Origin of the sequence: Qipengyuania sp., assembly GCF_048550555.1 — a bacterium.
In the GTDB taxonomy this organism is placed as follows: Bacteria; Pseudomonadota; Alphaproteobacteria; order Sphingomonadales; family Sphingomonadaceae; genus Qipengyuania.
Map to the genome: position 1 here is coordinate 1 of NZ_JBLYYF010000042.1, position 26,490 is coordinate 26,490.

Genomic DNA, 26,490 nt, shown 5'->3' on the forward strand with positions numbered 1-26,490 from the left:
ATGACTGGATTCGAACCAGCGACCCCCACACCCCCAGTATGGTGCGCTACCAGGCTGCGCTACATCCCGAAACCAGTGGAGGCGGCCCTATAGGGCGCAGGTCTGTGCATGGCAAGCACAGTTCTCAGGCAATTCGTTGCCCCGCTCCCGCATTGCTGCTAACCGCGCCGCACTTTCGCAGGCAGGAGCGCGCGGACCGCTTGAACGGGCGTCGGGCGCCACCCACCTGCGGGCCCGACAGAACACAATTTTCCCGACTGGAATTCCATCGATGATCGATCTCCTTGCCGCCGCCGGCAGCGCCGCAGCCGAGCCCCCAGCATGGACGGGCTGGGTCCTGCCGCTGGGCATGCTGCTGATCCTGTGGTTTCTCATCCTGCGTCCGCAGATGCGCCAGCAGAAGCAGCACCGCGAACGCGTCGCCGGCCTCGCCAAGGGCGACGAGGTGGTCACCGCCGGCGGTCTCGTCGGCAAGATCACCAAGGTCGAAGAGCATTTCGTCCATGTCGAGCTCGCCAAGGGCATGACCGTCAAGGCGGTGCGCAGCACTATCGGCGAAGTGCTCTCCTCGCGCAACGCGCCTGCCGCCAACGACTAATCACAGGACGCCCTCTTCCATGCTCGATTTCCCCACCTGGCGTAAGGCATGGCTGTGGCTGGTGACGGCGCTGTGCTGTCTCGCCGCGCTGCCCTCGCTGCTCTCCGCGACCAGCATCCGCTGGCCCGACGCGCTGCCCGACCCGATGGTCAACCTCGGCCTCGACCTTGCCGGCGGCAGCCATATCCTGCTCGAAGCCGATTCCTCGCAGGTCGCGGCGCAACGGCTCGAGAACATGGAAGAGAACGTGCGCAACACGATGCGCCGCGCCGAACCGCGCATCCGCATCGGCGACGTATCGACCCGCGGCGGGCGGCTGAGCTTCGTGCTCGACGATCCGAGCGAGATCGACCGCGCGCGCGAACTGCTGCTGCCCTCGATCAACGGCACCGGCCTGGTGCGCGAGTGGAACCTGACCGTCGAGGACGGCAATCGCATGATCCTTGCCCCCACGCAGGAAGGGATCGACCAGGCGGTGAGCGACGCGATGGAAAGCGCCACCGAAGTGGTGCGCAAGCGTATCGACGAGCTGGGCACGCGCGAGCCGACCATCATCCGCCAAGGCGACACGCGTATCGTGGTGCAGGTCCCCGGCCTGCAGGATCCCGACCAGCTCAAGGCGCTGCTCGGCCAGACCGCCAAGCTCGAATTCAAGCTGGTCGACCAGCAGGCGCTGCCGAGCGACGTCCAGCAGGGCCTCGCCCCGCCGGGATCGGAAATCTTCCCCTATGCCGAAACCTCGGACTTCGTCGGCAGCTCGGTCGCGGTACGCCGGCTCGGCGGCATCCGCGGCGACAATCTCACCGGCGCGCAGCAGAGCTTCGATCCGCAGACCAACGAGCCGGTGGTCAACATCCAGTTCGACAGCGACGGCGGGCGTCGCTTCGCCAAGCTGACCAGCGAGAACGTCGGCAAGCCCTTCGCCATCATCCTCGACGGCAAGGTGCTCTCCGCCCCCAATATCAACGAACCGATCCGCGGCGGCACGGCGCAGATTTCGGGCGGGTTCTCGGTCGATACCGCCAACCAGCTGGCGATCTCGCTGCGCTCGGGCGCGCTGCCGGTCGATCTGGCGGTGATCGAGGAACGCACCGTCGGCCCCGATCTCGGTGCCGATTCGATCCGCCAGGGCATGGTCGCCATGGCCATCGGCTCGCTGCTCGTGGTGCTGCTGATGATCGTCACCTACGGCCGCTTCGGCGTCTATGCGACGGTCGCGCTGGTGTTCAACGTGCTGATGCTGCTCGGTGTGATGGCTTTCCTCAATACCACGCTGACCTTGCCCGGCATCGCCGGCTTCGTCCTGACGATCGGCGCGGCGGTCGACGCCAACGTGCTGATCAATGAGCGCATCCGCGAAGAACGCAAGCGCGGGCGGCGCGTGGTCGCCGCGGTCGAGAATGGCTACAAGGAAGCGAGCCGCGCCATCTACGACGCCAACATCACCAACTTCATCGCCGGCGTGCTGCTGTTCCTGTTCGGCAGCGGCCCGGTGCGCGGCTTTGCGGTCGTGCTGGTCATCGGCCTGTTCACCTCGGTCTTCACCGCCGTCACGCTGACCCGCATGTGGGTCGCCGACTGGCTGCGCAAGGCCAAGCCCAAAGACATCGTGCTGTAAGGAGGCGGGATAGATGAAACTGCTCAAGCTCGTCCCCGACGATACCAACATCAAGTTCCTCAAGTGGCGCGTGCCGTTTTTCGCGGTCAGCCTGCTGCTGATCGCGGCGAGCTGGGCGCTGGTCCTCACCAAGGGGCTCAATTACGGCGTCGATTTCGCCGGTGGCCTCGAAGTGCGCGCGACCTTCACTCAGAGCGCCGAGGCGCCCGTGGGCGAGCTGCGCGAGAAGATCGCGACGCTCGGCTATGGCGATCCGGTGGTCCAGCGCTTCGGCGAGGACAACCAGGTCTCGATCCGCGTCCGCCTGCCCGACGATGTTTCGGCCGACAAGGAAGCCGCGCAGGCCGCCGCCAACACGATCGTCGAGACGCTGCAGGGTGAATATGCCGACTTCCGCCTCGACGGCAACGACAACGTCTCGGGCAAGGTCTCGGGCGAATTCCGCCAGACCGCGCTCTATGCGCTGCTCGCGGCGATGGCGGCGATCGCGCTCTACATCTGGATCCGCTTCGAATGGCAGTTCGGCGTGGGTGCGCTGTTCGCGCTGTTCCACGACGTCAGCCTCACGCTGGGCATGTTCGCGCTGTTCCAGATGGAATTCAGCCTGCAGATCATCGCGGCGATTCTCGCGATCATCGGCTATTCGCTCAACGACACCATCGTGGTCTACGATCGCATCCGCGAGAACCTCAAGAAGTTCCGCAAGATGCCGTTGCCAGAACTGCTCGACCTCTCGGTCAACGAGACGCTGGCGCGTACGGTGATGACCTCACTCACACTGCTGATCGCGCTGATCCCGCTGCTGTTGTTCGGCCCTGCCAGCCTGTTCGGCATGGTCGCCGGCATCACGCTCGGCCTGTTCGTCGGGACCTACAGCTCGATCTACATGGCCGCGCCATTCCTCGTCTGGCTGGGTGTCACGAGCGACAGCTTCGTGCCGACCGAAAGCGTGGCAGACGAACAGGAAAAGAAGGCGCGCGGGCAGATTTGATTGGTGTGTGGGAAGCGCGTGCGCGCTTCCCTTGCGACTGCACCGGCCCACTCCCCCACCAGGCCACCCACGGTAATATACTGATTGGGTGGCCGGGTAAGGGACTGGGCCGGTCCCGTTAGGTCAGGACGGACGTCCTGACCGCACCCGATACAAGCTCAGACCAAGCCGTCGTAATGGGCGGCCAGCGCCGCTCCGTTCGCTTCCCAGCTGAAGCCGTCGACGCTCGCGGCCACCTCCCGGGGTGGGCGGGGGCGTGCAGTGACGGCAAGGATCCCCTCGCGAATGGCGCGGCAGTTGCGCGCGACGATGATGCCGGCTGCGGGCGATGTCACCACTTCGCGCGCGCCGCCCGCATCGGTGATGACGATCGGCGTGCCGCAGGCGAGGGCCTCGATCCAGGCGTTCGCCAGCCCCTCGCTGGCCGAGGGCAGGACCATGGCGTCGGCGGCGGACAGGATCGGCGGCAGCATCGAGGGATCGAGGCTGCCGAGGAAATGGACGCGCTCGGCGACCCCCACTTCCCTTGCCAGCGCGCGCAGGCTCGCCTCGTCCTCCCCCTTGCCGACGAGGAGCAGCCGTCCCCTGGGCAGATCGGCGAGCGCCTTGACGACATAGGCCTGCCCCTTGCGCTCGATCAGCGCGCCGACCGTCACCAGCAGCAGGTCGTCGCCCGCTATGGGGATGGAAAAGCTGTCTGCCAGTCGCGCGCGCAGCCCGACATGATCCATCGGGCGGAACAAGTCGCGGTCGAGCCCGGTGTAGTGAATGGCGATCCGGTCGCGCGCCATGCCGAGCATCGCCATGTCGTCGGCCAGCGCTGCGCATACCGCCAGCACGCCGGCCGCTTCGCGCGTGGTCTCGAGCAGCGCTCCGCGGCCATAGCCGCGCGCACCCCAGTGATGGATGTCGGCGCCGCGCGCCTTGACGGAGAAGGGAAGGCCGAGTTCGCGCGCCACGAGCATCGCGGCCGGGCCATCGGGATAGAAGAACTGCGCATCGACCAGGTCGAACGGGTGCTCGGCATGGAGCCGGCGGGCGAGCGGCAGCACCGCATGCGCGATCAGCCTGGGATTGAGCCGACCTCCGAATCGCGGGATCAGCCGGAAGATCGGGCGATGCACGGCCATGCCGAATTCCTGCCCGTCACGCGCTGCCGCGGCGAGCTGCCTGTAGCGGCCCAGCGCCAGCGGGGGCAGGCCGATCGGGTTGATCAGCGTCACGTCCCAATGCGTGTCGCGCTGCAGCGCCTCGAGCGACTTGGCGACGAAGATGCCGAAGCGCGGATGGGCGGCGTTGGGAAACAGCGTGGAGAGCGACAGCACGCGGCGGGTCTTGGCCACGCTCACAAGGGCCGCACCAGCATTTCGGCCAGCCCGATCCACGGCGGACTGTCGACCACCTGCTGTTTCTGGCCGTGTCCCGGCGGCAGCAGGCCGACGAGGCTGCCCTGTCGGTCGATCAGTCGCCCGAAGGCGAACCGGCCGCCTTTCCTGGGCACGAGCACATCGCGGTTGATCGCGCGCGCGGCCTGGGCGGGATCGAGCTGGCGCAGCCACAACAGGTCGCCCGGGCGGTATTCGCCATGCGGGTAGTGGATTTCGAGCACCATCAGCGCGCCGTCGCCGCCCAGTTCGGTCGACAGGATCGCGTCGCGCGGAGCGGCGAGCGCTTCGGGTCCGTCCTTCGCCAGCCGCGCGACGACCTGCGGCGGGTCCGATCCCTCGCTGCGAACGAGCATCTCGGGATCGACCTCGAGCGCGGCGGCGATCCGTTCCATCCATTTGAGCGAGAGATTGCGCATGCCGGTTTCGAGCCGGCCGACGGTCTGCGGCGTGGTCGGCGGGGAACAGGCCGCGGCCAGATCGGCCAGCGTCAGGCCCTTCTGCTTGCGGATGTCGCGGATGCGATTGATCATCGCGGGTCCATATATAACCGATTTGGTTTTCGCTCTTTCCTACATGAACCGAGAAGGCGCAAGGGAATTCTTCCAGCAAAGGAGACGCCCATGCCCCGCCGCCATCTCGTCGAACGCGAACTTGCCGAAGAGGGGCCGCGCCGCGGTGTCGATGCGCGGGGCAAGCGTCGCAGCGTGACGGTCAATCTCGCCGAGAGCCCGCTCGGCTGGCTGCATGCGCGCGGCCATCTGAGCGACCGGCAATTCGATGCGGGCGAGCGGCTGCGCGCCGATTACGAGCGCGCGCAGCTGCCGCCTGCGGTGACCATGCGCTGGGACCCGGTGCGCGTCGACGGCGGGGCGGGGGCAGGGCTGACGCCGTCGGAACGTCAGATCGCTGCCAAGGCCCGCTTCGATGGTGCGATAGGCGCTGCGGGGCACGGGCTGACCGACATACTGTGGCGCGTGGTCTGCGCGGGCGAAGGCGTACCCGCGGCGGAACGGGCTCTTGAATGGCCCGCACGCAGCGGCAAACTGGTGCTCAAATTCGCGCTCGATCGCGTCGCCGATTTCTACCGCATCGGGTGAGCGCCGCTTTTCCTCCTGGACCGTGTAACAGGCGGTCCAAGTCGTGGAATGGCGCGCGGACGATCCTACAGCTGCCGCGCGACCGCCTCGCGCAGCTCGGGCAGCACTTCGGCCTCGAACCACGGGTTCTGCCGCATCCAGATCGTCGAGCGCCAGGCGGGGTGGGGCAAGGGGAAGAAACGCGGGAGATAGTCGCGAAAGGCGTGGACGCGCCCGGTCATCGACAGCTTGCGTGCATCGGGCAGGTAATGCGCCTGCGCATAGGTGCCGACGAGCAGCGTCAGCCGGTCATCGGGCAGGAGGTCGAGCACACGGGCATGCCACTGCCTGGCGCATTCTGGGCGGGGCGGCTTGTCGCCGCCGCTCGCCTTGCCGGGATAGCAGAAGCCCATCGGCACCAGCGCGACCCGCGCGGGATCGTACATCTGCGCCTTGCTCAGCCCGGTCCACTCGCGCAGCCGGTCGCCGCTGGCATCGTCCCACGGGATGCCGCTCTCATGGACCTTCGATCCGGGGGCTTGGCCGATGATCAGCAACCGCGCGGTTGCGGAAAAGCTGGCGACCGGACGTACGCCGTGCGGCAGGTGGTCGGCGCAAATCCGGCAGGCCGCGATCTCGGTCCGTAACAGATTTTCACCGTGTTCAGCCGGCGACAGCATCGAACAGCGTGCCAAGCGCGAAGCTCAGTTTCACGGCCGAGGCGATCGCGACCAGAGAGATGAGAAAGGGGTGTCGTAGCGATGCCAGAGCGTCGTTTAGCGATTGCAGTTGTGCCGCTTCGAGTGCCTTGCGGTGCGGGGGCGGGTTCGAGGCGCGGCGCAGCGCCGACAAGACGACGCGGCCCGTCGTCCACAGGGCGAGGCCATAGAGCACCGCATCGCTCGCGCCATGCAGGCCATTCGCGACGTCAGGGTCCAGAGTGATCAGAGCCATGGTCGAACGGCGTTATTCGATGCTGATATGCAGGGATTTGCCCAGCGCCAGTGCGATCCGGGCGAGCGTAACCGGCCCGGCATTCATCTTGCCGTTGGCGATCCGCGACACATGGCTCTTGTCGAGCCCGCTCAGCTTCTCGAAATCGGCGAGCGATCCGTGAAACCCTTCGAGCGCGCGATTGACCGCCTCCATCACCTCGTCGCGCGCCAGTTCCTCGGCGGATTCCTTGATCGCCTGCGCGCGGGCGGCGAGGAGCGCATCGTCGGTATGCGCAGCGCCGCGGCGCTGCGGACGCTTCTTCGCGTCCGGCGCTTCCTTCGCCGGGTCGGTAAGGTCGACCATTTCCTCCGCCGATGCTTCCCCCAGCTCGGCAGGGTCGAATTGGCTAGCCATGCGGCGCCCCTTTCGGATCGTTGAATAATAGTACAACGCGCAAATGTCAAGATGGTTGCGGGAGTTCCGCCTTGAGATTGACGATGGCAAAATTGACCAGGCCGCCGGTGATGGCGATCCATTGCCTAAGGGCGTGTTTTGGCCCGCAATGCTCGGCATCGTTCGGCCCCAGGTAGAAAGCGGTCATCCGGCGCGAGGGGTGATGGTAATAACACATCGCGATCATGCTGCCGGGGCGCTGCGGAAACTGCTCGAACCAACATAGATAATCGTTGTCGCCGTTCGGTGAGGGCTCGATCCTCGCGTCTCGGCGCGAGAGGGATAGTCGCGGCACCCGTTCGGGGGCGAGACGCCGGAAAAGGCTGGATCCCGATCGGAGCGAAGAAAATCGCCCGATCGGAGTGTTGGCGAAGGCGTTGATCGCGACGAAATCGCCATCGGGCAGAACCCGTTGTGACGCATTCAAACCATTGAATTTGTGAAATCGGTCGCGAAAGAATTTGCGCGCTTCGACCAGTCGCGCACGTTCGGATATCAGTTGCGGCCCGGCCTCTTCGAGCGCAGCATACCGTTCATCGATGAAGTCGTGCCAAATCTGACAGTAAAGCACGGCTCCCCCTGACGCGTCGTCTTGCCTTACCCCGGTCTAGCGCATGGTCGATCATTATCAAGCGCCTAGGAATCGACTTGCTCCGCCAGCGCGAGCCAGCGCTCCTCCGCCGCGTCCTTCTCGGTGCGCGCATTCTCGATGCCTTGCGAGATGTTGGCGAAGCGCTGCGGGTCCGAGGTGTAGAGGTCGGGATCGGACAGGATGTCCTCGCCCTTGGCGATCGCCGCCTCGAGCTCCTCGATCCGTGCCGGGAGCAGCTCGTAGTCGCGCTGGTCCTTGTAGGAGAGCTTGGTCGATTTGGGGGCAGGCGGCGGGGGCGGCGCGGGCTTGTCGGGCGCTTTCTCCGCCCTGGCCTTGCCCGCAACGGGCTGGCGACGCTTGGCGTCCCAGTCCTCGTAACCGCCCGCGACCACATCGACCTTGCCCGTGCCGTCGAGGCCGAGCGTGATCGTGACGGTGCGGTCGAGAAAGTCGCGATCGTGGCTCACGATCAGCACGGTGCCTTCGTAGTCGGCGATGACCTCCTGCAGCAGGTCGAGCGTCTCTAGGTCGAGATCGTTGGTCGGCTCGTCGAGCACGAGCAGGTTCGAGGCCTTGGCGAATTCGCGCGCCAGCAGCAGCCGGCTGCGTTCGCCGCCCGAGAGAACGCCGACCTTCATGTCGACGATCTTCGGATCGAACAGGAAGTCCTTGAGATAGGCCTGCACATGCTTGCGATTGCCGCGCACGTCGATCCAGTCGCCGCCCTCGGCGAGCACCTGCCGCACGCTCTTGTCGGCGGTCAGCAACTGGCGCTGCTGGTCGATCATCACGCCGGTCAGCGTCTTGGCGATCTCGACCGTCCCGCTGTCGGGTTCGAGCTCGCCGGTGAGCATCTTGAGCAGCGTGGTCTTGCCCGCGCCATTGGCGCCGACGATGCCGATCCGGTCGCCGCGCTGGATGCGCAGGCTGAACGGCTTGATGATCGTGCGGTCGCCATAGGCCTTGGCGATGTCCTGCGCGACGATGACCGACTTCGACTTGAAGTCCTCCTCGGTCGCCAGCTTGAGCTTTGCCGTGCCACCCGCCGAGATCATCGAAGCCCGCTGCGCGCGCATCTGCCACAGCTTCTCGAGCCGGCCCTGGTTGCGCTTGCGCCGCGCGGTCACCCCGCGCTCGAGCCAATGCGCCTCGAGCTTGAGCTTCGCGTCGAGCTTCTCCGCCGCACGCGCTTCCTCGGCATAGACCGCCTCTTCCCACGCCTCGTAGCCGCCGAAGCCGACTTCCTTGCGCCGCAAATTGCCGCGGTCGAGCCAGAGCGTCGAACGCGTCAGCCGCTTGAGGAAGGTGCGGTCGTGGCTGATCACGACGAAGGCGCCGCGATAACGGTCGAGCCAGCCTTCCAGCCAGTCGATCGCGCCGAGATCGAGGTGGTTGGTCGGCTCGTCCATCAGCAGCAGGTCGGGATCCTGCGCCAGCGCGCGGGCGATCGCCGCGCGGCGCTTCTCGCCCCCGCTCGCGCCCTCGGTCTCGCGGCTCATGTCGATGCCCAGCTGGCCGGCGATGGCTTCGACCTCGTGCTCCTGCGGCGCGTGGTCGCCTGTGAGCGCCCAGTCCATCAGCGTCGCATGGCCGGTGAGGTCCGGGTCCTGTTCGAGCAGCACGATGCGCAGCGCGGGCTTGGTCTTGCGGATACCGGCATCGGTCTCGACCCGACCGTCGATCATGCGGAACAGCGTGGTTTTGCCGACGCCGTTGCGGCCGATCAGCGCGATCCGGTCGCGCGGGCCGATATGGAGGTCGAGCGGATCGTGATCGGGACCGCCGAAGAGCCACTTGCCGCCCTGCTGCAGGGCCATGCCTTCGAGGCTGAGGATTGGGGGCTGTGCCATAGGCCGCGCGAGGTAGGCGCGCGGACGGCGCACGGCAAGCCTCCACCTTTCCCGTCATTGCTAGGAGCCGAAGGCGACGCGGCAATCCATGGCTCTGAGCCCGTTACCGCAATGCGGTTCGAGAAAGCGCGTGATGGATTGCCGCGCCCACCCTGCGGGCGGGCTCGCAATGACTTAGTTGGTGCGCGCGGCGCGCTGCTCCTCGGCCATGCGGGCGACATCGGCGAGCAGCGCGTGCGCGTCGTAGACGATCCCGTCCTTCACCGTCCAGCGCACCCCGCCGACCTGCTCGACCGCGCCGGTCTCCGGGTTCATGCGCGTGTGACCGGTGCCGTAGAGCACCTTGAGATTGGCGAGCGGGTTCTCGGGCACGATCACCAGGTCGGCCAGCTGGCCCACCGCGATGCGGCCCATCGGCGGTTCCTTGCCCATCGGCTCGTAGATCTCGCGCGCGCCATCGATGGTCGCCGCGCGGATCACGGCGAGCGGTGCGAGCCCCGCCTCGCGCAGCATCTCCAGTTCGCCGATATAGGCGAAGCCCCAGGTCTGGTAGATATAGCCCGGGTCGCTACCCGCGGTGACGCGTCCGCCGCGATCGTGGAAGTCCTTCGTCAGCGTGAACCACTTGGCGTAGAACTGGCGCCAGGCGGTCTCGTCCTCGCTTGTCCAGTCCTTGTAATAGCTGCCGTGATTGGTCGCGCTGGGGGCATAAAAGTCCATCAGCGAAGGGATGGTGTATTTGGCGTGCCAGTCGCGCGTCCTGGCCGCCATCACGTCGCGGCTGGCGGAGTAGATGTTGAAAGTCGGGCTCAGCGTGACCCCGCTCTCGACGAGGAAGTCGACATAGTCGTCCCACTTCTCGCTGCCCGGTTCGACCGCTTGCGGTGCCAACCGCGCGACCCAGCCGAAACGCGATTGCTCGTCGAAGTAATTGTAGTCTTCCGGGTAATAGGGCAGCCCGTCTTTCAGCAGGCTCTCGAAATGGCCGTAGAAATGCGTGACGCCACCAAGGCCAAGTTCGACCGCCTTGCGCGCATTCACCTCGGCCACGCCGGTCTGGGCCAGATGGGCAACCGTGCCCATCCGTTGCTTCTTCGCTTCATCGAGCGCAGCGCCAAGAACCTCGGGCGAGGTCGAATTGAAGAACTTGACCCCCCAATAGCCCTGCGCCTTGGCCCAGCGTACCCATTCGCGGGCCTTGGCCGGACTGTCGGTGTTCCCGCCCGACCACTTGTCGCCAAACACCGCATAGGGGATCAGGCGCGGGGCGGTGATCGTGTTGGCGGCGCTACGCGCGGCGTCGGAGAGGTCGGGCGTGTCGGGACCGAAATAGAAGCTCACTCCGCGAACCGTGGTCACCCCGTGCGCGAGCCAGAGCTTGTAGCCGTAGGATGGCTGCGGCGCCTTGGCCGCATCGCCATTGTGGCCGTGGACATCGACGAAGCCGGGCAGCACGTACATGCCCGCGGCATCGACCACCCGCTCGGCGGACTGCACCTCGTTGGCCGGCGCACCGCCGGGATAGAGTGCCGCGATGCGATTGCCCTCGACCAGGATATCGATAGGCCCCGCAGGCGGCGCGCCCGATCCCTCGATCACGATCGCACCGCGGATCAGCAATTTGCCGAACGGGCCTGCTCCTTCGCCCGCCACGCGATCGGGTACGCGTTCCATCTGCGCGGCGAGCGGCGGTGCTGCGAACGCGGCCAGTGCCGCCAGTGCGAATGTCCAGGCCTTCATGCATTCCCCCTCGATCGGCGCCTTGGGCTAGCCGCCGGTGTCGCCCCAGGAAAGCGGGAACGGAACCATTCAGCAAGCCGTAAAGCTGGGAAGGCGATAGTCCGTCCAACCAATGAGGAGCAAGCCCATGATCCGTTTTGCAATTCCCGCGCTCGCCGCAGGCGTCATCGCCACCAGCGCACAAGCCGCCGAAGTGCAGATCGCCAGCCAGGGGCCGGTGGTCGAGCTCTCCGTAAGCGAGACGGTCGATGCCAAGCCCGACATCGTCGAGATCGGAGCGGGTGTGTCCAGCCAGGCTTCCACTGCGGTCGAGGCGATGCGGATCAATGCGCGCGAAATGACTGCCGTGATCGAGCGGCTCAAGGCGCTTGGTATCGACAAGGACGATATCCAGACGACCGGGATCAACCTTGGCGCGCAGTACGACTATGACCAGTCCGAACAACGTCAGGTGTTCCGCGGCTATCAGGCGTCCAACCGGGTCAGCGTGACGCTGCGCGACGTGAAGCGCGCCGGCGAAGTGCTCGATGCGCTGGTTGCTGCCGGGGCGACCGATATCAGCGGGCCGCGCTTCTCGCTCGATGACGATACGCAGGCGCGGGCGCAGGCGCGCAAGGCGGCCTTCGCCAAGGCCCGCACCCAGGCCGAGGAATATGCGCGCTGGTCTGGCTACACTGGCGTGCGACTGCTCGAGGTCGGCGAATCGATCATGACCAACCGGCCCATCGCCTATGCGGAATCCGACATGCGCCAGTCGGTCAAGGCTTCCGCGGCGCCGACACCGGTAGAGCCGGGCCTGGTCGGAACGATGGTCTCGCTCACGGTCAAATATGAAATGACCCGCTAGGCTGGTGGGGCTGCTTTGCAGCATTCACACCTTGTTCAATGCCGTCCGACTAGGCAGGAAGGCGTCATGACGCGCATTCTCGCTTCCTTTCTCGTCCTCGGGCTCGTCGCTGGACCCCTCGTGTCGGCGCCTGCCGCAGCGCAACGCCGCTCCGAACAGGGTGAGGCACGGCGCGAGATGAACGCGGGCAATATCCTGCAATTGCGCGATATCGAGGCGCGTATCCTCCCGACCATGCGCGGGGCCGAATATCTCGGCCCCGCCTATGATTCGACGGCCTTGGCGTACCGGCTGAAGTTCATCAAGGACGGCCGCGTGATGTATGTCGATGTCGATGCGCGCACGGGCAAGGTCCTGCGCCGGAGCCGCTGAAATCGCCTGCCTGGTGAAACGCCGTTCAGGTTGACGCGTTCATCTACATGAACGAAACGCGACAAACACCAATCAAGGACGGATATTCATGAGGATCCTGATCGTCGAGGACGAGCCCACGCTGGGCCAGCAACTCAAGTCGACGCTCGAACAGAACGGCTATGCGGTGGACCTTTCCACCGATGGCGAGGACGGCCACTTCCTCGGCAGCTCCGAGGATTACGACGCAGTCATCCTCGACCTCGGTCTGCCCGAGATCGACGGGCTGACCGTGCTCGGCATGTGGCGCCGCGAAGGCCGCAAGTTCCCCGTCCTCGTCCTGACCGCGCGCGACAGCTGGAGCGACAAGGTCGCCGGTCTCGACGCCGGCGCGGACGACTATCTCGCCAAGCCCTTCCAGACCGAAGAGCTCATCGCGCGGCTGCGCGCACTGATCCGCCGTGCCTCGGGCAACACCTCGTCCGAACTCACTGCGGGGGATGTTCGTCTCGACACACGCTCCGGCCGCGTCACGCTCAAGGGCGAGCCGGTCAAGCTGACAGCGCAGGAATACAAGCTGCTCAGCTACCTCATGCATCACAAGGGCAAGGTGGTCAGCCGAACCGAACTGATCGAACACATCTACGATCAGGATTTCGACCGCGATTCGAACACGATCGAGGTCTTCGTCACCCGCATCCGCAAGAAGCTGGGTGCGGAAGTGATCACGACGATCCGTGGACTTGGATACAGCCTCGACGATCCCGCCGACCAACCGCGCGCCTGAGGCAGGGTCCGGCGAAGCGGCGGCGGTCGGGGCAATCCCGCCCGCCTGCGCGCCCGTGGAAGGCCCGGTGACCGTCGCCGCACCGCCCGCGCGGCGCAGCCTTGCGCGGCGTATGATGGCGATCGCCGCGCTGTGGATCGGCGTGCTGCTTCTCGGCGGCGGCTTTGCCCTCGACCGGACGCTCGTCCGGCTGGTCGAGACCAATTTCGACGAACAGCTCGAATACGTCCAGACCGCGCTGATCACCTCGGCCGAGATCGACAATTTCGGCGATGTGCAGCTCTATCGCTCGCTCGGCGACCAGCGCTTTCTCGAACCCAACAGCGGCGTCTACTGGCAGATCAGCGGCAAAGGGCACGATCCCTTTCCGAGCCGCAGCCTGTGGGACCGCAGCCTGACGATCGAAGGCGACCACATCGACAACGCGCCGCATTTCTACGACTCCCACCAGTTCGAAGGCGAGCCGCTGCGTATTGTCGAGCGAACCGTGATCCTGCCCGATAGCGATACCCGCTGGACCTTCGCGGTTGCCTCGGCGCGCGGCGAGCTCGACTACCAGATCACCCGTATCCGATCGATCCTGGTGTGGAGCTTCGCTGCCCTCGGGCTCGGCCTGATGACGCTGGCGATGCTGCAGAGCTGGTACGGCCTTTCGCCGCTGCGACGCGTGCGCAACGCGATCCAGGCCATGCGCAACGAGGGTACCAACCGCATCACCGAACCCTTGCCGCTCGAGGTCGAACCGTTGGTCGAGGAAATCAACGCGCTGCTGGCGCATACCGAACAGCAGGCCGAAGAGGCGCGTATGCATGCGGGCAATCTCGCGCATGCGCTCAAGACGCCGCTGACGGTTTTGACCAATGCCGCGACGGCGCATGACCCCAAGCTTGCCGAGCTCGTCTTCCGCGAGACGCGCACGATGCAGCGCCATGTCGAGCATCATCTCGCCCGGGCGCGCGCAGTGGGCCGACGCGCCAGCGGGCATGCCCGCGCCGATGTCTGGCCCAGTGCGGAGAGCGTGCTGCGTGCGGTCACACGAATCTACGAGAACACGCGCTTCGATCTCGACGGGAACCGCGATGCGGTGGTCTCGATCGAGCGGCAGGATCTCGACGAAATACTCGGCAATCTGATCGAGAATGCCGCCAAATATGGCGGGGGCAGTGTCTTCGTCACCATCGACGCCGAGCGCGAAAGCGATGCCTGCGTCATTTGGGTCGAGGACGACGGGGCCGGCATTCCTCCTGCCGAGCGCACGCGCATCTTCGACCGCGGTGCGCGGCTCGATACGGGCAAGCCCGGCACCGGACTGGGGCTTGCGATCGTGCGCGATGTCGTGGCGATCTACGGCGGTTCGGTCGAACTCGACACGAGCGAGGACCTGGGCGGCCTGCTTGTAAAGCTGACGTTGCCGCGCGCAGCCGGTTAGCGCGCCGCTACAGCCCCGCCGCCTGCTCGTGGTGGCGGATCACCTCGTCGATGATGAAGCGCAGGAATTTCTCGCTGAACTCGGGGTCGAGCTCGCTTTCCTCCGCCAGCCGGCGGAGCCGAGCGATCTGCTCCTGCTCGCGCGCCGGATCGGCCGGGGGCAGGGTAACCCTGGCCTTGTAGGCGCCTACGGCCTGGGTGATCCGGAACCGCTCGGCCAGCATGTGGATCAGCGCCGCATCGATATTGTCGATGCTCTTGCGGAAGCCGGCGAGGACGGGATCGGGCTGGGGCGTTTCGGTCATGCGATCACGCTAACAAGAAATCCCGTCTTGCCAAGAAAGCTTGGGCAGACCATGGCCAAGCCGAAATGTCCGCCGACGTAATTCCCCTGAAACGCGCCCAGCCCGAAGGCTCGATCGAACCCATGCTGGCGCTGACCGCGCCGGGCATGAATCAGGTCAACCAGGTCATCCTCGACCGGATGCAGAGCGAAGTGCCGCTGATCCCGGCGCTGGCGGGGCATCTGATCTCGGGAGGCGGCAAGCGCCTGCGGCCGATGCTGACGCTGGCCGGGGCCGACCTGGTCGGATATTCGGGCACGCGCCATCACAAGCTCGCCGCCGCGGTCGAGTTCATCCACACCGCCACGCTGCTGCACGACGATGTGGTCGACGGAAGCGATCTTCGGCGCGGCAAGGCCGCGGCCAACATCATCTACGGCAATCCGGCGACCGTCCTCGTGGGCGACTTCCTGTTCAGCCGCAGTTTCGAGCTGATGACCGAGGACGGCAGCCTCAAGGTGCTCAAGATTCTCTCCGGCGCGAGCGCGATCATCGCCGAGGGCGAAGTGGACCAGCTCACCGCGCAGCGCAAGATCGACACCAGCGAGCAGCGCTACCTCCACATCATCCGCGCCAAAACCGCCGCGTTGTTCGCCGCGGCGAGCCGCATCGCGGCAGTGGTCGCCGAATGCAGCGACGCGCAGGAACAGGCGCTCGACGAATACGGCCGCAATCTCGGCGTCGCCTTCCAGCTGGTCGACGATGCACTCGATTACGATTCGAATGCCGCCGCCATGGGCAAGGACCGCGGCGACGACTTCCGCGAGGGCAAGATGACGCTGCCGGTGATCCTGGCCTATGCCCGTGGAAGCGAGGAGGAGCGCGAGTTCTGGAAGGCCGCGATCGGCGGCTTCCGGACCGAGGACGAAGACCTCGAACATGCGATTGCGCTGATCGATCGGCACGATTCAGTGGCGGATACCAAGCTGCGCGCGCGTCATTTCGCCCAGCGTGCGATCGATGCGCTGTCGATCTTTCCCGACAGCAAGGCGCGCCAGGCGATGACGCAGGCAGCGCTTTTCGCGGTAGCGCGCGGGTATTGATCCGTCCTAGGGGCGCTGGCGTGCCCGACCTGCCGATACGATCCGTCCTTCCCCAACTGCTCGACGCCTTGCGTCGGCAGACCGGCGCGGTGCTCGTTGCGCCGCCCGGTGCGGGAAAGACGACGGCCGTGGCGCCGGCCTTGCTTGACGAGGAATGGTGCTCCGGCACGGTGATCCTGACCTCGCCACGTCGGGTCGCGGCGCGTGCGGCGGCCGAGCGGATGGCGGAAATGCTCGGCGAGAAGCCCGGCGATACCATCGGCTACCTCACGCGTCTCGACAGCAAGCGGTCGGCGAAGACGCGGGTGCTGGTGGTAACCGAGGCGATCTTCGTGAACACGATTCTCGCCGATCCCGAACTGGCCGGCGTCTCGGCCGTGCTCTTCGACGAGGCGCACGAACGGCATCTCGACAGCGATCTCGGCCTCGCGCTGGCGCTCGAAAGCCGTAGCGTGCTGCGCGAGGACCTGCGCGTGCTGGTGATGTCCGCGACGATCGACGGCGCGCGTTTCGCGAGCCTGCTGGGCGACGATACGCCGGTGATCGAAAGCGAGGGCCGGGCGCATGCCTTGCGCATCGAGTGGCTCGGTTCCTCGCCGCAATCTCCGGTCGTGGATGCGATGGCGCATGCGATCGTCACGGCCTGGCGCGCCGAACAGGGCGATATTCTCGCCTTCCTGCCGGGCGTGCGCGAGATCGAGCGGGTACGCGAACAGCTGGAGACTCGGCTGCCCTCGGCGCTGCTCCTCCCGCTGCACGGGCAGGTCGATCCGGCCGGCCAGCGCGCCGCTATCCAGCGCGATCAAGAGGGACGGCGCAGAATCGTGCTGGCGACCGCGATCGCGGAAACCTCGCTTACGCTCGATGGGGTCTTTGTAGTCGTCGATGCGGGGCTCTCGCGTCGTGCCGAATTCGACCGCGCTGCGGGGACGACGCATCTGGTCACGCACCGCGCCAGCCAGGCCGCCGCGGCCCAGCGCGCCGGGCGCGCGGCGCGGCAGGGGCCCGGTGTCGCCTATCGCCTGTGGGAGGAGGCGGGGCATGGCGGGCGACCGCCTTACGATCCGCCCGAAATGCTTACCGCCGACCTCGCGCCTTTGGTGCTCGCGCTGGCGCGATGGGGTAGCGGCGATCCATCGGACCTCGCGTGGCTCGATCCGCCATCCCCGGCCTCGGTGAGCGCGGCGCGCCAAACGCTGCTCGCCCTCGGCGCGCTCGACGCGGAGGGGCGAATTACCGAGCGGGGACAGAAACTTGCGCAGTTGCCGCTCGACCCGCAGGGCGCTGCCACCGTGCTGTTCGGCGCGGAGCATGGAATGGGAATGGAGGCGGCGCGGATCGCGCTCCTGCTCCAGGAAAGGGGGCTGGGCGGTCGCGGCGAGGATCTGGAAGCCAGACTGGCGCGCTGGAACGCCGATCGCGGTGCACGCGCCGAGGCGAGCCGCAAGCTGGCCGCCCGCTGGGCAAAACGGGCTGCACAATTGGTTCAATCCTCCCCCGGAAAGGACGAACCCCGGGCCGGCATTCTCCTTGCCGCCGGACGGCCCGAATTCATCGCCAAGCGCCGCGATACGAGCGGCGAGAACTGGGTGACCGCCGGGGGCAGGGGCTTCGTGCTCGATCCCGCTTCGTCGCTGGCGCGGGCCGAGTTTCTCGTCGTCGGCGATGCGCAGGGGCAGGCCAAGGGGGCACGGATCACCTCGGCCATTGCGCTCGAGGAGAGCGAACTCGAACGCTGGCTCTCCGAGCGGATCGAACGCCGACACGTGCTGCGCTGGACCGGCGAGCGGGTCGAGGCGCTGGTCGAGCGCAGGTTCGGCGCGATCACGTTGGCGCGCGGGCCCGACCCGTCGCCCGATGCTGCGGCGATTGTGGACATGCTTGTGGAAAAAGCTCTGGAAAACCCGGCAAAACTCCTTCCCGCAGAACTGCTTGCGCGGGCGAGCTTCGTCGGTGTCGAGGGTTTGACGAACGAGAGGCTGGCCGAAAATGCATCGCTGTGGCTCGTGCCGCTGCTCGCTGGCAGGCGCGATCTCGACTTTCCCAGGGGCAGGCTGGTCGATGCGCTGCTCGGCCAGCTCGACTGGGATAGCCGCCAGAAACTCGACCGGCTGGCGCCGCGCGAATTCACCTCGCCCGCGGGCACGACCCACCGCATCGACTACACCGGCGACGATGCGCCGAGCGTGGAGGTGCGGGTGCAGGCGCTGTTCGGGCTCGATCGGCACCCTCTGGTCGGACAGACGCCGCTGCTGCTCAAGCTGACCAGCCCCGCCGGTCGCCCGATCCAGGCGACGCGCGACCTGCCCGGTTTCTGGCGCGGCAGCTGGGCCGATGTGCGCAAGGACATGAAGGGGCGCTATCCCAAGCACCGCTGGCCCGAGGAACCCTGGACCGAAGCGCCGAGTTTGAAGACCAAGAACGCCTTTTCAAAATCGGGAGGCTGAATTACAGGCTCGGCCATGGCAGCACGAATCTACCAGCGACCGAAGAACGCCATGCAGTCGGGCAAGGCCCGTACCGATGAGTGGGTGCTCGAATTCGAGCAGTCCGAAGCGCGTCATGCCGATCCGCTGATGGGCTGGACCGGCAGCGGCGACACGCAGGCGCAGGTGCAGCTGACCTTCCCGAACAAGGACGAGGCGAAAGCCTATGCCGAAAAATACGGCATCGCCGCGCGCGTGCATGCGACGCCGCCCAAGGCGCTCAAGCTGCAGGCCTACGCCGACAATTTTCGGTAATTGATTTTTGTCGCTCCCGCCGCCATATGGCGCCTCGGGAGTCGGTCGGACGTTAGCGTTCGCTCACCGGGTCAGGTCCGGAAGGAAGCAGCCCAGGTGGATTGCGGCGGGTCGGCCGGCTCCTTTTCACCCACATTTCATGGCCGCGACGGCATGACTTTTGCCGCGCCAGTGCCTACCTAGTCGGGCATGGGTGATTCACCGGACAATCCAGACGGCCTGCCGTGGGAAAACGAGGCTGAAGAGGCCGACGCGCCGAGCGCTGCGGAGCTCGAACAGGCCGGGCAGGAATCGATGTTCGGTGCGCCACCGGCCCCCGAGCCCACGGCGACACCAGGGCCCGAACCTTCGTCTGAAGCTGCGCCTGCGCCGAAAGCTGCACCGGCGAAACCCGATCCCGCTCAGCCCTATCGCGTCCTCGCGCGCAAGTATCGTCCGCAGACCTTCGCCGAGTTGATCGGGCAGGAAGCGATGGTCCGCACGCTGGCCAATGCCATTGCGCGCGACCGGCTGGCGCATGCCTTCCTGATGACCGGCGTGCGCGGGGTGGGCAAGACCTCGACCGCGCGCCTGATCGCCAAGGCGCTGAATTGCATCGGGCCCGACGGGCAGGGCGGGCCGACGATCAGCCCTTGCGGCGAATGCGAGCCGTGTCGCGCGATCGCCGAAGGCCGCCACATCGACGTCATCGAGATGGACGCCGCGTCGCACACCGGTGTCGACGACGTGCGCGAGATCATCGAGGCGGTGCGCTATGCCGCCGTCAGCGCACGCTACAAGATCTACATCATCGACGAAGTCCACATGCTTTCGCGCAATGCGTTCAACGCGCTGCTCAAGACGCTGGAGGAACCGCCGGCGCATGTGAAATTCCTCTTCGCCACGACCGAGGTCGAAAAGCTCCCCGTCACCGTGCTCAGCCGCACGCAGCGCTTCGATCTGCGCCGCATCCCGGTCGCGCTGCTCGAAACGCATTTCTCCGAGATCTGCCGCAAGGAAGGCGTCGAGGCGGACCCGGAGGCGCTGCATATCGTCGCCATCGCGGCCGAAGGCTCGGTTCGCGACGGCCTTTCGATCCTCGACCAGGCGATCGCCCACGCCGACCTCGACACCGAGGGCAGGGTGACTGCCGTGCGCGTACGCGACATGCTCGGCCTCGCCGACAAGGGCGCGCAGCGGCGGCTGTTCGGCCATATGCTGGAAGGCGAGGGCAGGGCATTGCTCGAGGCCGTCGACGAGCAATATGCGCTCGGCGTCGAACCGCTGGCGCTGATGCGCGCGCAGATGGACCTCGCGCATCGGATCACGGTTGCGCAGGTTTCGGGCGACGAGCCGGCCGGCGCCAGCCCCGACGAGCGCGAACAACTCGCGGACTGGGCTTCGCGGCTTCCCGCGGGACAACTCCATCGCCTCTGGCAGTTGCTGCTCAGGGGGCACGAGGAAGTGCGCCTCGCACCCGATCCGCTGGTGGCCTTGCGCATGGCACTGCTGCGCACGCTGCACGCTGGGCAGATGCCCGATCCGGGCAAGCTGGCGAAGAAGATCGACGCGCTTGCCGAGGCAGGGTCGGTCGCCCCTGCGACGAATGCGCCCGCCGGCACTCCCGCGCCCGGCTCCACCACCACGGCAGTTGCCGTCAACTGGCAGGAACTGGTCGAGGCCATCGATGCCTCGGGCCTCATGCAAGAGGCGAGCATCATGCGGCTTCAGGTGCGTGTCGTCGAACTCGCGGACGGCACCCTGCGCTATGGACGCGATGCCAAATTCACCGACGACATCGCGCCGGTCCTGCGCGAAGCGCTGCACCGGCATACGGGCAAGCGCTGGACCGTCGAGGAAGTCGCCGGCGGGGCGGGGAGCCCTTCGCTTGTCGAGGTGATCGAAGCCGAGCGCGAGGCTGCGACGGCGGCAACGCGCGCCCACCCGCTGGTGAAGGCGGCATTCGAGGCCTTTCCCGAGGCCGAACTGATTGACGATGGCGGCGCACCCCCCGCGCGCCGCGAGATACCCTGGAGTAGAAAAGCATGAACATGGAAGAAATGCTCGCGCAGGCCCAGAAGGCCGCTGAAACGATCCAGAAGCAGATGAGCGACGCCCAGGCCAAGCTCGACGAGATCGAGGTCGAGGGCACGGCCGGCGGCGGCCTCGTCAAGGTTCGCGCGACCGCTCGCGGGCGCATCCTTGGGGTCACCATCGACGAAAGCCTGATGAAGCCCGAAGAGAAGCAGATCGTCGAGGATCTTGTGACCGCCGCCTTCAACGATGCGCGTGACCGCGCCGACCGGAAGTCGGCCGAGGAAATGGCCAATATCCAGCAGACCGCGGGCCTGCCTCCGGGCTTCAAGTTGCCCGGATTGTAATCCGCAGCCTCCGCTGTGGCACGACGTGGAGGTAGTGGCTTGCTCGCAAATGGGACGGCAACAGCCGAAAGCCTATGCGCTGTGCGGGTGCGCCTTGCGTTCGGCGAGCAGGTCCCGGTCGTTGTCGAACGGCCGCCATCCCTCCCTGTCGTCGCGGATCAAGGGTGTATTGCACCGATCGCATGTAGTGCGAAAATCCACCGCGTCGTGCCATACGCGGCGGCGATTGACTCGATGACCGGTCACCTTGCAGATGACGGAATTCAACATCGATCTACTCCCGTAAGGAAACCAAATTTCCTCTTCCCCAGCATTTCCGCACATATCATAGATTAACCATGTTGGCATTGTAATACTGCGTCATCCACATGGAGTTTGGCGCGCGGCGTTGCGCCGCGGGTCCGGTGTCACCATATTCCTTGCGAACGGCCGCTGACGGCCACGAACGGAATTGCTGATGACCCACACCTACCCCCTGCTCCCCCTGCGCGATATCGTGGTCTTTCCCGGTATGGTCGTGCCGCTGTTCGTGGGGCGCGACAAATCCGTCGCGGCGCTCGAAGCGGCGATGGAAGGCAGCAAGGACATCTTCCTGCTGGCGCAGCTCGACCCGGGTTGCGACGATCCGGAGCGCGACGACCTCTATGACGTCGGTGTTATCGCGCAGGTGCTCCAGCTGCTCAAGCTACCCGATGGCACCGTGCGCGTGCTGGTTCAGGGCAGCGACCGCGCATCGCTTGAAGAGCTGGCCACCGCCGGCGCGCATGTCGAGGCCAGCGTGTCGATCATCGACACGGTGACCTCCTCGGGCAGCGAAGTGGTCGCCATGATGCGCCAGGTGGTCGAACAGTTCGGTGAATACGCCAAGCTCAACAAGAAGCTCGGCGAAGAGGCGGTCGAGCAGCTGGGCGATATCGACGATGCCGGCGAACTGGCCGATGCCATTGCCGCCGCCGTCAATGCCAAGGTGTCCGACAAGCAAGCGCTGCTGGTGGAGAAGGATCCGCTCAAGCGCCTCGAGATGGTCATGTCCTTCATGGAAGGCGAACTGTCGGTGCTGCAGGTGGAACGGCGCATCCGTGGCCGCGTGAAGCGGCAGATGGAGAAGACCCAGCGCGAATATTACCTGAACGAGCAGCTCAAGGCGATCCAGAACGAGCTTGGCGGCGACGAGGACGGCAGCAACGAGATTGCCGAACTGACCGAGAAGATCGCCAAGACCAAGCTTTCCAAGGAAGCGCGCGAGAAGGCCGAGGCCGAGCTCAAGAAGCTCAAGAGCATGCAGCCGATGAGCGCCGAGGCGACCGTTATCCGCAACTATCTCGACGTGCTGCTCGGCCTGCCCTGGGGCAAGAAGAGCAAGGTCAAGAAGGATATCGGCGAGGCGCAGAAGGTGCTCGATGCCGACCACTACGGCCTCGAGAAGGTCAAGGACCGGATCATCGAATATCTCGCGGTTCAGGCACGCACGCGCAAGCTGAAGGGGCCGATCCTCTGCCTCGTCGGCCCGCCGGGCGTCGGCAAGACCTCGCTCGGCAAGAGCATCGCCAAGGCGACCGGGCGCGAGTTCGTGCGCCAGTCGCTCGGCGGCGTGCGCGACGAGGCCGAAATCCGCGGCCACCGCCGCACCTATATCGGGTCGCTCCCCGGCAAGATCGTCACCAATCTCAAGAAGGCCGGCAAGATCAATCCGCTGTTCCTGCTCGACGAGATCGACAAGCTCGGCCAGGACTTCCGCGGCGATCCCGCCTCGGCGCTGCTCGAGGTGCTCGACCCGGAACAGAACGCAAAGTTCCAGGATCACTATCTCGAACTCGATCTCGACCTTTCGGACATCATGTTCGTCACCACGGCGAACAGCCTCAACCTGCCGCAGCCGCTGCTCGATCGCATGGAGATCATCCGGCTCGAAGGCTACACCGAGGACGAGAAGGTCGAGATCGCGACGCGGCACCTGCTTCCCAAGCAGGTCGAGGAGCATGGCCTGAAGAAAGGCGAGTTCGAGCTTAGCGAGGACGGATTGCGCGATCTCATCCGCTACTACACGCGCGAGGCCGGCGTCCGTACGCTCGAGCGCGAACTGGCGCGGCTCGCGCGCAAGAGCCTGCGCAAGATTCTCGAGAAGCAGGTCGAGAGCGTCACGATCACACCCGAAAACCTCAGCGATTTCGCCGGAGTGCGCAAGTTCAAGCACGGCATGAGCGAAGACGAGCCGCAGGTCGGTGCAGTGACGGGTCTCGCCTGGACCGAGGTGGGCGGCGAACTGCTGACCATCGAGAGTGTCACCACGCCGGGCAAGGGCGAGGTCAAGACCACCGGCAAGCTGGGCGAAGTGATGAACGAGAGCGTCGCCGCGGCCTTCAGCTTCGTCAAGGCGCGCGCGCCGCATTACGGCATCCGGCCGAGCCTTTTCCAGCGCCGCAATATCCATGTCCACCTGCCCGAAGGCGCGGTTCCCAAGGACGGCCCGAGCGCGGGCGTCGGCATGGTTACCTCGATCGTTTCGACGCTGAGCGGCATCCCGGTGAGGCCCGACGTCGCGATGACGGGCGAGGTCACCTTGCGCGGACGCGTGCTGGCGATCGGCGGTCTCAAGGAGAAACTGCTCGCTGCGCTCAGGGGCGGGATCAAGAAGGTCCTCATCCCCGAAGAGAACGTGAAGGATCTCGCCGAAATCCCGGACAATGTGAAAGCGGGGCTCGACATCGTGCCCGTCGCGCATGTCGACGAGGTTCTGGCGCAGGCGCTCTGCAGTGTGCCCGAGGCGATCGAGTGGACCGAGGCGGACGACCTTGCGAGCCAGCCGGACCACCCGCACCAGCCAGCTTCGCCGACCGCGCATTAACAAAAGATATGCTGCGCCGCAGCGACTCGGACGGGCTCCGGCGATCCTTCGGGGCCCGTCCCGTCGCTGTACGCGGTCTCCTTACAGGGTGAATGGACACTTCACCCTGAATTTCACCGCACATGCCCCAAAATCCGCCGAATTTCGCCGAGTTTGCCTTTGACACCGCTTCCAAAAAACTCTCAATTCGTCCGCCTTCACCGAGGCGATTCAGCCAATACCATCAGACGATAAGAACAAAGGGGGTTTTCCATAATGAACAAGAACGACCTGATCAGCGCAGTCGCCGATTCCAGCGGCCTTTCCAAGAGCGATGCATCGAGCGCCGTCGAAGGCGTGTTCGACGCGATCACCAAGGCCCTGTCGAGCGGCGACGAAGTGCGCCTGGTCGGCTTCGGCACGTTCTCCGTCGCCAAGCGCAAGGCCTCGACCGGCCGCAACCCGCGCACCGGCGAGCCGATGACCATCAAGGCTTCGAACCAGCCCAAGTTCAAGGCCGGCAAGGGCCTCAAGGACTCGGTCAACTGATCCGCTTTCCCAGCGGCGCGCCGCCACGCCTCGCGGTGCAATGAAGGGACTGAACTTCGCCGCGCCTTCCATTCCGGAAGGCGCGGCGTTTTCGCGTCGGGTCAGTCGAAGGCGATGAGCGCCGTGGGCGCCTGTTCGGTGCGCGGCGTGATCGACCAGCTCAGAACTTGGCCCCGGGCATGGCGTTGCGGTCCTTCGTCGGTGTTGTTGGCAAGGATCCGGCCGTCGGTGACGATGGTGAAGTCGCCATCGGCAATCACGATCCGCGGCGGCGTCTCGCCCTCCGCATCGGCCTCGCCCGAGAGGCCCGCGAGGCCGGCCATGCCGCCCATCATGCCCTGCATCGGGTTGCCGCCACCCTGCGCCGCGAAGCCCGGCGCGTCGATGCGGACCTGTCCCTCGTCGCGCAGGATCACGCTGACGAAGCTGTTCGCCATGGCCATCTTCTCGATCGTCGGAAAGACGAAGTCGTGGGTCAATTGGCCCGAGATAGAGAAATCGACGTCGAACAGTCCGTCGCCCTTGTATTCGACCGTTGTCCAGCCGCGCTGCCGCTGCAATTTCTCGGCAAGCTCCCGGGCCGCCTCGGGGTTGGAGGGGTCGATCCCGCCGAGGAAGGCCTTCATCTGTTCGGCCTCCTGCGCCTTCTTGGCGCGGCGGGTTTCGGCCTCCGCCTCCCACTCGCGTTTCTGCTCGGCCTCTTCGGCGGGCGTGCAGTCGCGGGGATCGAAATCCTCGTCCCAGCATTCGGCCTCGAAGGTCTCGTCGACCTTGCTTCCCATCTCGGCCAGCTTGCTCAGCGCCAGCATCTGGATCTCGCCGTCATAGGCGAAGGCGAAGCTGCCGTCCTTCATCAGCTCCAGCTGGCTGGTGAATTGGCCGGGCGAAAGCAGGCACCCAGACAGCATCAGCGCGCTCGCGCCCGCCAGCGCCATCGCGCGAAACTTCATGGCAATCATGTTTCCCTCCCCACAGATGATTCTAGCGTGTCGCCACCGCATAGAGTGCGATCGCCCCGGCATTGGAGACATTCAGGCTCTCGATCTGGTCGCCGATCGGCAGCTTGGCCAGCGCGTCGCAATGCGACTCGATATTGTGCCGCATCCCTTCGCCCTCGGCACCGAGCACGAGAGCTACGGGCCCTTCGGGAAGCGCCTCCGCGAGAGTCGCTTTGGCGGCGCCGGTGAGGCCGATTCGCCAATAGCCCGCCTCGGCGATCTGCTCGAGCGCGCGCGCGAGATTGACCACGCGCACCCATGGCACCACTTCGAGCGCGCCCGAGGCCGCCTTGCCGATCACGCCGCCCTCGGGCGGGGCATGGCGATCCTGCGTGACGAGCGCCGCGGCACCGAAGGCCGCGGCCGAGCGCATGATCGCGCCGACATTGTGCGGATCGGTAACCTGATCGAGGACGATGATCGGGCGTGCCGGATCGGCATCGAGCACCTCGTCGAGATGGATGTCCTCGAGCGGGGCGCATTCGAGCACCAGGCCCTGGTGCGGGGCATCCTTGGCGACGAGCCGCGCGAGATCCTGCACATCGGCATATTCGAGCGGGAAGTCCTGCGGCAGCTCGCCGTCGAGCGATTCGACGCCTTCCCGCGTCGCCCACAGCTTGCGATGCACGCGGTCGGGGTTCTTGAGCGCCGCCTCGACCGCGTGGCGGCCCCACAGACGTACCTGCCCGGTGCCGGCGTGTCCGCTTCCGCGTCCGCCCTTCATCCGGCCTGCCCGTCCCCTGAGTGCGCGCTTGCGTTCGCCTTTTGCCATTGAATTCGTCCTGTCAGAAACTTTGGTTGCGGCCTGTGCCAGCGAGGGCATTGACAGGCAAGGCTCGCTTCGCCAAAGGGGCGCCTCTCGGCACGGGATCGGCTTTGCGATCCCTCGATTTCCTCAGCGAAATGGCCCGTGTGGACAGGTGGCCGAGTGGTTAAAGGCAGCAGACTGTAAATCTGCCCGCGCAAGCGTACGCTG

At 66.0% G+C, this 26,490-nt stretch carries 26 protein-coding genes and 1 other RNA gene; 16 read left to right on the forward strand and 11 right to left on the reverse strand.

All coding sequences use genetic code 11. From position 1 onward, the window contains the following. Positions 1-271 precede the first annotated feature (271 nt). Genes yajC through secF form a run of 3 tightly spaced genes read left to right on the forward strand, consistent with a single transcriptional unit; the run spans position 272 to position 3,207 of the window. Positions 272-598: a preprotein translocase subunit YajC gene (gene yajC / locus ACN4E0_RS11205; RefSeq protein WP_419567869.1), complete on the forward strand. Its 327-nt coding sequence runs from the start codon at positions 272-274 to the stop codon at positions 596-598. A 19-nt stretch (positions 599-617) separates the two neighbouring features. Next, positions 618-2,216 carry a protein translocase subunit SecD gene (gene secD, locus ACN4E0_RS11210; protein ID WP_419567871.1) on the forward strand — a complete coding sequence of 533 codons (1,599 nt, stop codon included), beginning with the start codon at positions 618-620 and terminating at the stop codon, positions 2,214-2,216. A 13-nt stretch (positions 2,217-2,229) separates the two neighbouring features. Further along, positions 2,230-3,207 carry a protein translocase subunit SecF gene (gene secF / locus ACN4E0_RS11215; RefSeq protein ID WP_419567873.1) on the forward strand — a complete coding sequence of 326 codons (978 nt, stop codon included), beginning with the start codon at positions 2,230-2,232 and terminating at the stop codon, positions 3,205-3,207. Positions 3,208-3,365: 158 nt separating this feature from the next. On the opposite strand, the gene ACN4E0_RS11220 is transcribed toward secF, so the two are convergent. Together ACN4E0_RS11220 and ACN4E0_RS11225 are read right to left on the reverse strand one after the other, a co-directional pair. Then, complete coding sequence (locus tag ACN4E0_RS11220) at positions 3,366-4,550, reverse strand: glycosyltransferase (protein WP_419567874.1); 1,185 nt, start codon at positions 4,548-4,550, stop codon at positions 3,366-3,368. Between the two features lie 2 nt (positions 4,551-4,552). Then, entirely contained in the window at positions 4,553-5,125 is a 573-nt protein-coding gene (locus ACN4E0_RS11225) for a helix-turn-helix domain-containing protein (RefSeq protein ID WP_419567876.1), read from the reverse strand. A 90-nt stretch (positions 5,126-5,215) separates the two neighbouring features. Between ACN4E0_RS11225 and ACN4E0_RS11230 the strand changes: the two genes are divergently transcribed. Then, entirely contained in the window at positions 5,216-5,692 is a 477-nt protein-coding gene (locus ACN4E0_RS11230) for a DUF6456 domain-containing protein (RefSeq protein ID WP_419567878.1), read from the forward strand. Positions 5,693-5,757: 65 nt separating this feature from the next. On the opposite strand, the gene ACN4E0_RS11235 is transcribed toward ACN4E0_RS11230, so the two are convergent. From ACN4E0_RS11235 to ACN4E0_RS11260, 6 genes are all read right to left on the reverse strand, one after another. Beyond that, a complete protein-coding gene (locus tag ACN4E0_RS11235; protein ID WP_419567880.1) occupies positions 5,758-6,351 on the reverse strand; it encodes a uracil-DNA glycosylase family protein in 594 nt (197 codons plus the stop codon). Then, a complete protein-coding gene (locus tag ACN4E0_RS11240) occupies positions 6,335-6,625 on the reverse strand; it encodes a hypothetical protein (protein ID WP_419567882.1) in 291 nt (96 codons plus the stop codon). Before ACN4E0_RS11240 ends, ACN4E0_RS11235 begins: the two co-directional genes overlap by 17 nt. A 12-nt stretch (positions 6,626-6,637) precedes the next feature. Further along, on the reverse strand, positions 6,638-7,021 hold the full coding sequence (locus ACN4E0_RS11245) for a helix-turn-helix domain-containing protein (RefSeq protein ID WP_419567883.1): 384 nt from the start codon (positions 7,019-7,021) through the stop codon (positions 6,638-6,640). Positions 7,022-7,067: 46 nt separating this feature from the next. Further along, positions 7,068-7,631: a hypothetical protein gene (locus ACN4E0_RS11250; protein WP_419567885.1), complete on the reverse strand. Its 564-nt coding sequence runs from the start codon at positions 7,629-7,631 to the stop codon at positions 7,068-7,070. Between the two features lie 65 nt (positions 7,632-7,696). After that, positions 7,697-9,502 (reverse strand): ABC-F family ATP-binding cassette domain-containing protein, encoded by a 1,806-nt coding sequence (locus ACN4E0_RS11255; RefSeq protein ID WP_419567887.1) that lies wholly within the window; start codon positions 9,500-9,502, stop codon positions 7,697-7,699. 174 nt (positions 9,503-9,676) lie between these two features. Beyond that, complete coding sequence (locus tag ACN4E0_RS11260) at positions 9,677-11,242, reverse strand: amidohydrolase family protein (RefSeq protein ID WP_419567889.1); 1,566 nt, start codon at positions 11,240-11,242, stop codon at positions 9,677-9,679. 127 nt (positions 11,243-11,369) lie between these two features. Here ACN4E0_RS11260 and ACN4E0_RS11265 point away from each other — a divergent pair, with 127 nt between their 5' ends. From ACN4E0_RS11265 to ACN4E0_RS11280, 4 genes are all read left to right on the forward strand, one after another. Continuing rightward, entirely contained in the window at positions 11,370-12,089 is a 720-nt protein-coding gene (locus ACN4E0_RS11265) for an SIMPL domain-containing protein (RefSeq protein ID WP_419567891.1), read from the forward strand. 66 nt (positions 12,090-12,155) lie between these two features. Further along, complete coding sequence (locus tag ACN4E0_RS11270) at positions 12,156-12,461, forward strand: PepSY domain-containing protein (RefSeq protein ID WP_419567893.1); 306 nt, start codon at positions 12,156-12,158, stop codon at positions 12,459-12,461. Positions 12,462-12,549: 88 nt separating this feature from the next. Continuing rightward, entirely contained in the window at positions 12,550-13,227 is a 678-nt protein-coding gene (locus tag ACN4E0_RS11275) for a response regulator transcription factor (protein WP_221602926.1), read from the forward strand. Then, the gene (locus ACN4E0_RS11280) at positions 13,178-14,656 is read left to right on the forward strand and encodes a sensor histidine kinase (RefSeq protein WP_419567894.1); all 1,479 of its coding nucleotides are present in this window, start codon (positions 13,178-13,180) and stop codon (positions 14,654-14,656) included. Before ACN4E0_RS11275 ends, ACN4E0_RS11280 begins: the two co-directional genes overlap by 50 nt. A gap of 7 nt (positions 14,657-14,663) precedes the next feature. Here ACN4E0_RS11280 and ACN4E0_RS11285 read toward each other — a convergent pair whose 3' ends face one another. Further along, on the reverse strand, positions 14,664-14,960 hold the full coding sequence (locus tag ACN4E0_RS11285; protein WP_221602925.1) for a chorismate mutase: 297 nt from the start codon (positions 14,958-14,960) through the stop codon (positions 14,664-14,666). Positions 14,961-15,025: 65 nt separating this feature from the next. Here ACN4E0_RS11285 and ACN4E0_RS11290 point away from each other — a divergent pair, with 65 nt between their 5' ends. The 8 genes from ACN4E0_RS11290 (at position 15,026) to ACN4E0_RS11325 (ending at position 24,516) form a co-directional block, all read left to right on the forward strand. Continuing rightward, positions 15,026-16,042, forward strand: a complete 1,017-nt coding sequence (locus ACN4E0_RS11290) for a polyprenyl synthetase family protein (RefSeq protein ID WP_419567895.1) — start codon at positions 15,026-15,028, stop codon at positions 16,040-16,042. A 20-nt stretch (positions 16,043-16,062) separates the two neighbouring features. After that, a complete protein-coding gene (hrpB, locus tag ACN4E0_RS11295) occupies positions 16,063-18,489 on the forward strand; it encodes an ATP-dependent helicase HrpB (RefSeq protein ID WP_419567897.1) in 2,427 nt (808 codons plus the stop codon). Positions 18,490-18,504: 15 nt separating this feature from the next. Continuing rightward, positions 18,505-18,783, forward strand: coding sequence for an ETC complex I subunit (locus ACN4E0_RS11300; protein ID WP_419567898.1), 279 nt, complete (start codon positions 18,505-18,507; stop codon positions 18,781-18,783). A 34-nt stretch (positions 18,784-18,817) separates the two neighbouring features. Next, an RNA gene (gene ffs, locus ACN4E0_RS11305) (signal recognition particle sRNA small type) lies at positions 18,818-18,912 on the forward strand. Between the two features lie 60 nt (positions 18,913-18,972). Beyond that, the gene (locus ACN4E0_RS11310) at positions 18,973-20,811 is read left to right on the forward strand and encodes a DNA polymerase III subunit gamma/tau (protein ID WP_419567900.1); all 1,839 of its coding nucleotides are present in this window, start codon (positions 18,973-18,975) and stop codon (positions 20,809-20,811) included. Next, entirely contained in the window at positions 20,808-21,143 is a 336-nt protein-coding gene (locus ACN4E0_RS11315) for a YbaB/EbfC family nucleoid-associated protein (RefSeq protein ID WP_419567901.1), read from the forward strand. Before ACN4E0_RS11310 ends, ACN4E0_RS11315 begins: the two co-directional genes overlap by 4 nt. Before the next feature lie 457 nt (positions 21,144-21,600). Next, complete coding sequence (lon, locus tag ACN4E0_RS11320; protein ID WP_419567903.1) at positions 21,601-23,988, forward strand: endopeptidase La; 2,388 nt, start codon at positions 21,601-21,603, stop codon at positions 23,986-23,988. Between the two features lie 255 nt (positions 23,989-24,243). Then, complete coding sequence (locus ACN4E0_RS11325; RefSeq protein WP_067469728.1) at positions 24,244-24,516, forward strand: HU family DNA-binding protein; 273 nt, start codon at positions 24,244-24,246, stop codon at positions 24,514-24,516. 101 nt (positions 24,517-24,617) lie between these two features. On the opposite strand, the gene ACN4E0_RS11330 is transcribed toward ACN4E0_RS11325, so the two are convergent. After that, the gene (locus ACN4E0_RS11330) at positions 24,618-25,466 is read right to left on the reverse strand and encodes a hypothetical protein (protein ID WP_419567905.1); all 849 of its coding nucleotides are present in this window, start codon (positions 25,464-25,466) and stop codon (positions 24,618-24,620) included. A gap of 31 nt (positions 25,467-25,497) precedes the next feature. After that, positions 25,498-26,286 (reverse strand): 23S rRNA (guanosine(2251)-2'-O)-methyltransferase RlmB, encoded by a 789-nt coding sequence (rlmB, locus tag ACN4E0_RS11335; RefSeq protein ID WP_419567907.1) that lies wholly within the window; start codon positions 26,284-26,286, stop codon positions 25,498-25,500. Positions 26,287-26,490: the final 204 nt, after the last annotated feature.

Coding starts and splice junctions, on each gene's coding strand:
- ACN4E0_RS11230 (WP_419567878.1), top strand. CDS start 5,216: ATGCCCCGCCGCCATCTCGTCGAACGCGAACTTGCCGAAGAGGGGCCG.
- ACN4E0_RS11225 (WP_419567876.1), bottom strand. CDS start 5,125: ATGATCAATCGCATCCGCGACATCCGCAAGCAGAAGGGCCTGACGCTG.
- ACN4E0_RS11310 (WP_419567900.1), top strand. CDS start 18,973: ATGGGTGATTCACCGGACAATCCAGACGGCCTGCCGTGGGAAAACGAG.
- ACN4E0_RS11300 (WP_419567898.1), top strand. CDS start 18,505: ATGGCAGCACGAATCTACCAGCGACCGAAGAACGCCATGCAGTCGGGC.
- lon (WP_419567903.1), top strand. CDS start 21,601: ATGACCCACACCTACCCCCTGCTCCCCCTGCGCGATATCGTGGTCTTT.
- ACN4E0_RS11285 (WP_221602925.1), bottom strand. CDS start 14,960: ATGACCGAAACGCCCCAGCCCGATCCCGTCCTCGCCGGCTTCCGCAAG.
- secF (WP_419567873.1), top strand. CDS start 2,230: ATGAAACTGCTCAAGCTCGTCCCCGACGATACCAACATCAAGTTCCTC.
- ACN4E0_RS11290 (WP_419567895.1), top strand. CDS start 15,026: ATGTCCGCCGACGTAATTCCCCTGAAACGCGCCCAGCCCGAAGGCTCG.
- ACN4E0_RS11265 (WP_419567891.1), top strand. CDS start 11,370: ATGATCCGTTTTGCAATTCCCGCGCTCGCCGCAGGCGTCATCGCCACC.
- ACN4E0_RS11255 (WP_419567887.1), bottom strand. CDS start 9,502: ATGGCACAGCCCCCAATCCTCAGCCTCGAAGGCATGGCCCTGCAGCAG.
- ACN4E0_RS11275 (WP_221602926.1), top strand. CDS start 12,550: ATGAGGATCCTGATCGTCGAGGACGAGCCCACGCTGGGCCAGCAACTC.
- ACN4E0_RS11315 (WP_419567901.1), top strand. CDS start 20,808: ATGAACATGGAAGAAATGCTCGCGCAGGCCCAGAAGGCCGCTGAAACG.
- ACN4E0_RS11245 (WP_419567883.1), bottom strand. CDS start 7,021: ATGGCTAGCCAATTCGACCCTGCCGAGCTGGGGGAAGCATCGGCGGAG.
- ACN4E0_RS11240 (WP_419567882.1), bottom strand. CDS start 6,625: ATGGCTCTGATCACTCTGGACCCTGACGTCGCGAATGGCCTGCATGGC.
- ACN4E0_RS11330 (WP_419567905.1), bottom strand. CDS start 25,466: ATGAAGTTTCGCGCGATGGCGCTGGCGGGCGCGAGCGCGCTGATGCTG.
- ACN4E0_RS11235 (WP_419567880.1), bottom strand. CDS start 6,351: ATGCTGTCGCCGGCTGAACACGGTGAAAATCTGTTACGGACCGAGATC.
- ACN4E0_RS11325 (WP_067469728.1), top strand. CDS start 24,244: ATGAACAAGAACGACCTGATCAGCGCAGTCGCCGATTCCAGCGGCCTT.
- yajC (WP_419567869.1), top strand. CDS start 272: ATGATCGATCTCCTTGCCGCCGCCGGCAGCGCCGCAGCCGAGCCCCCA.
- ACN4E0_RS11270 (WP_419567893.1), top strand. CDS start 12,156: ATGACGCGCATTCTCGCTTCCTTTCTCGTCCTCGGGCTCGTCGCTGGA.
- secD (WP_419567871.1), top strand. CDS start 618: ATGCTCGATTTCCCCACCTGGCGTAAGGCATGGCTGTGGCTGGTGACG.
- rlmB (WP_419567907.1), bottom strand. CDS start 26,286: ATGGCAAAAGGCGAACGCAAGCGCGCACTCAGGGGACGGGCAGGCCGG.
- ACN4E0_RS11260 (WP_419567889.1), bottom strand. CDS start 11,242: ATGAAGGCCTGGACATTCGCACTGGCGGCACTGGCCGCGTTCGCAGCA.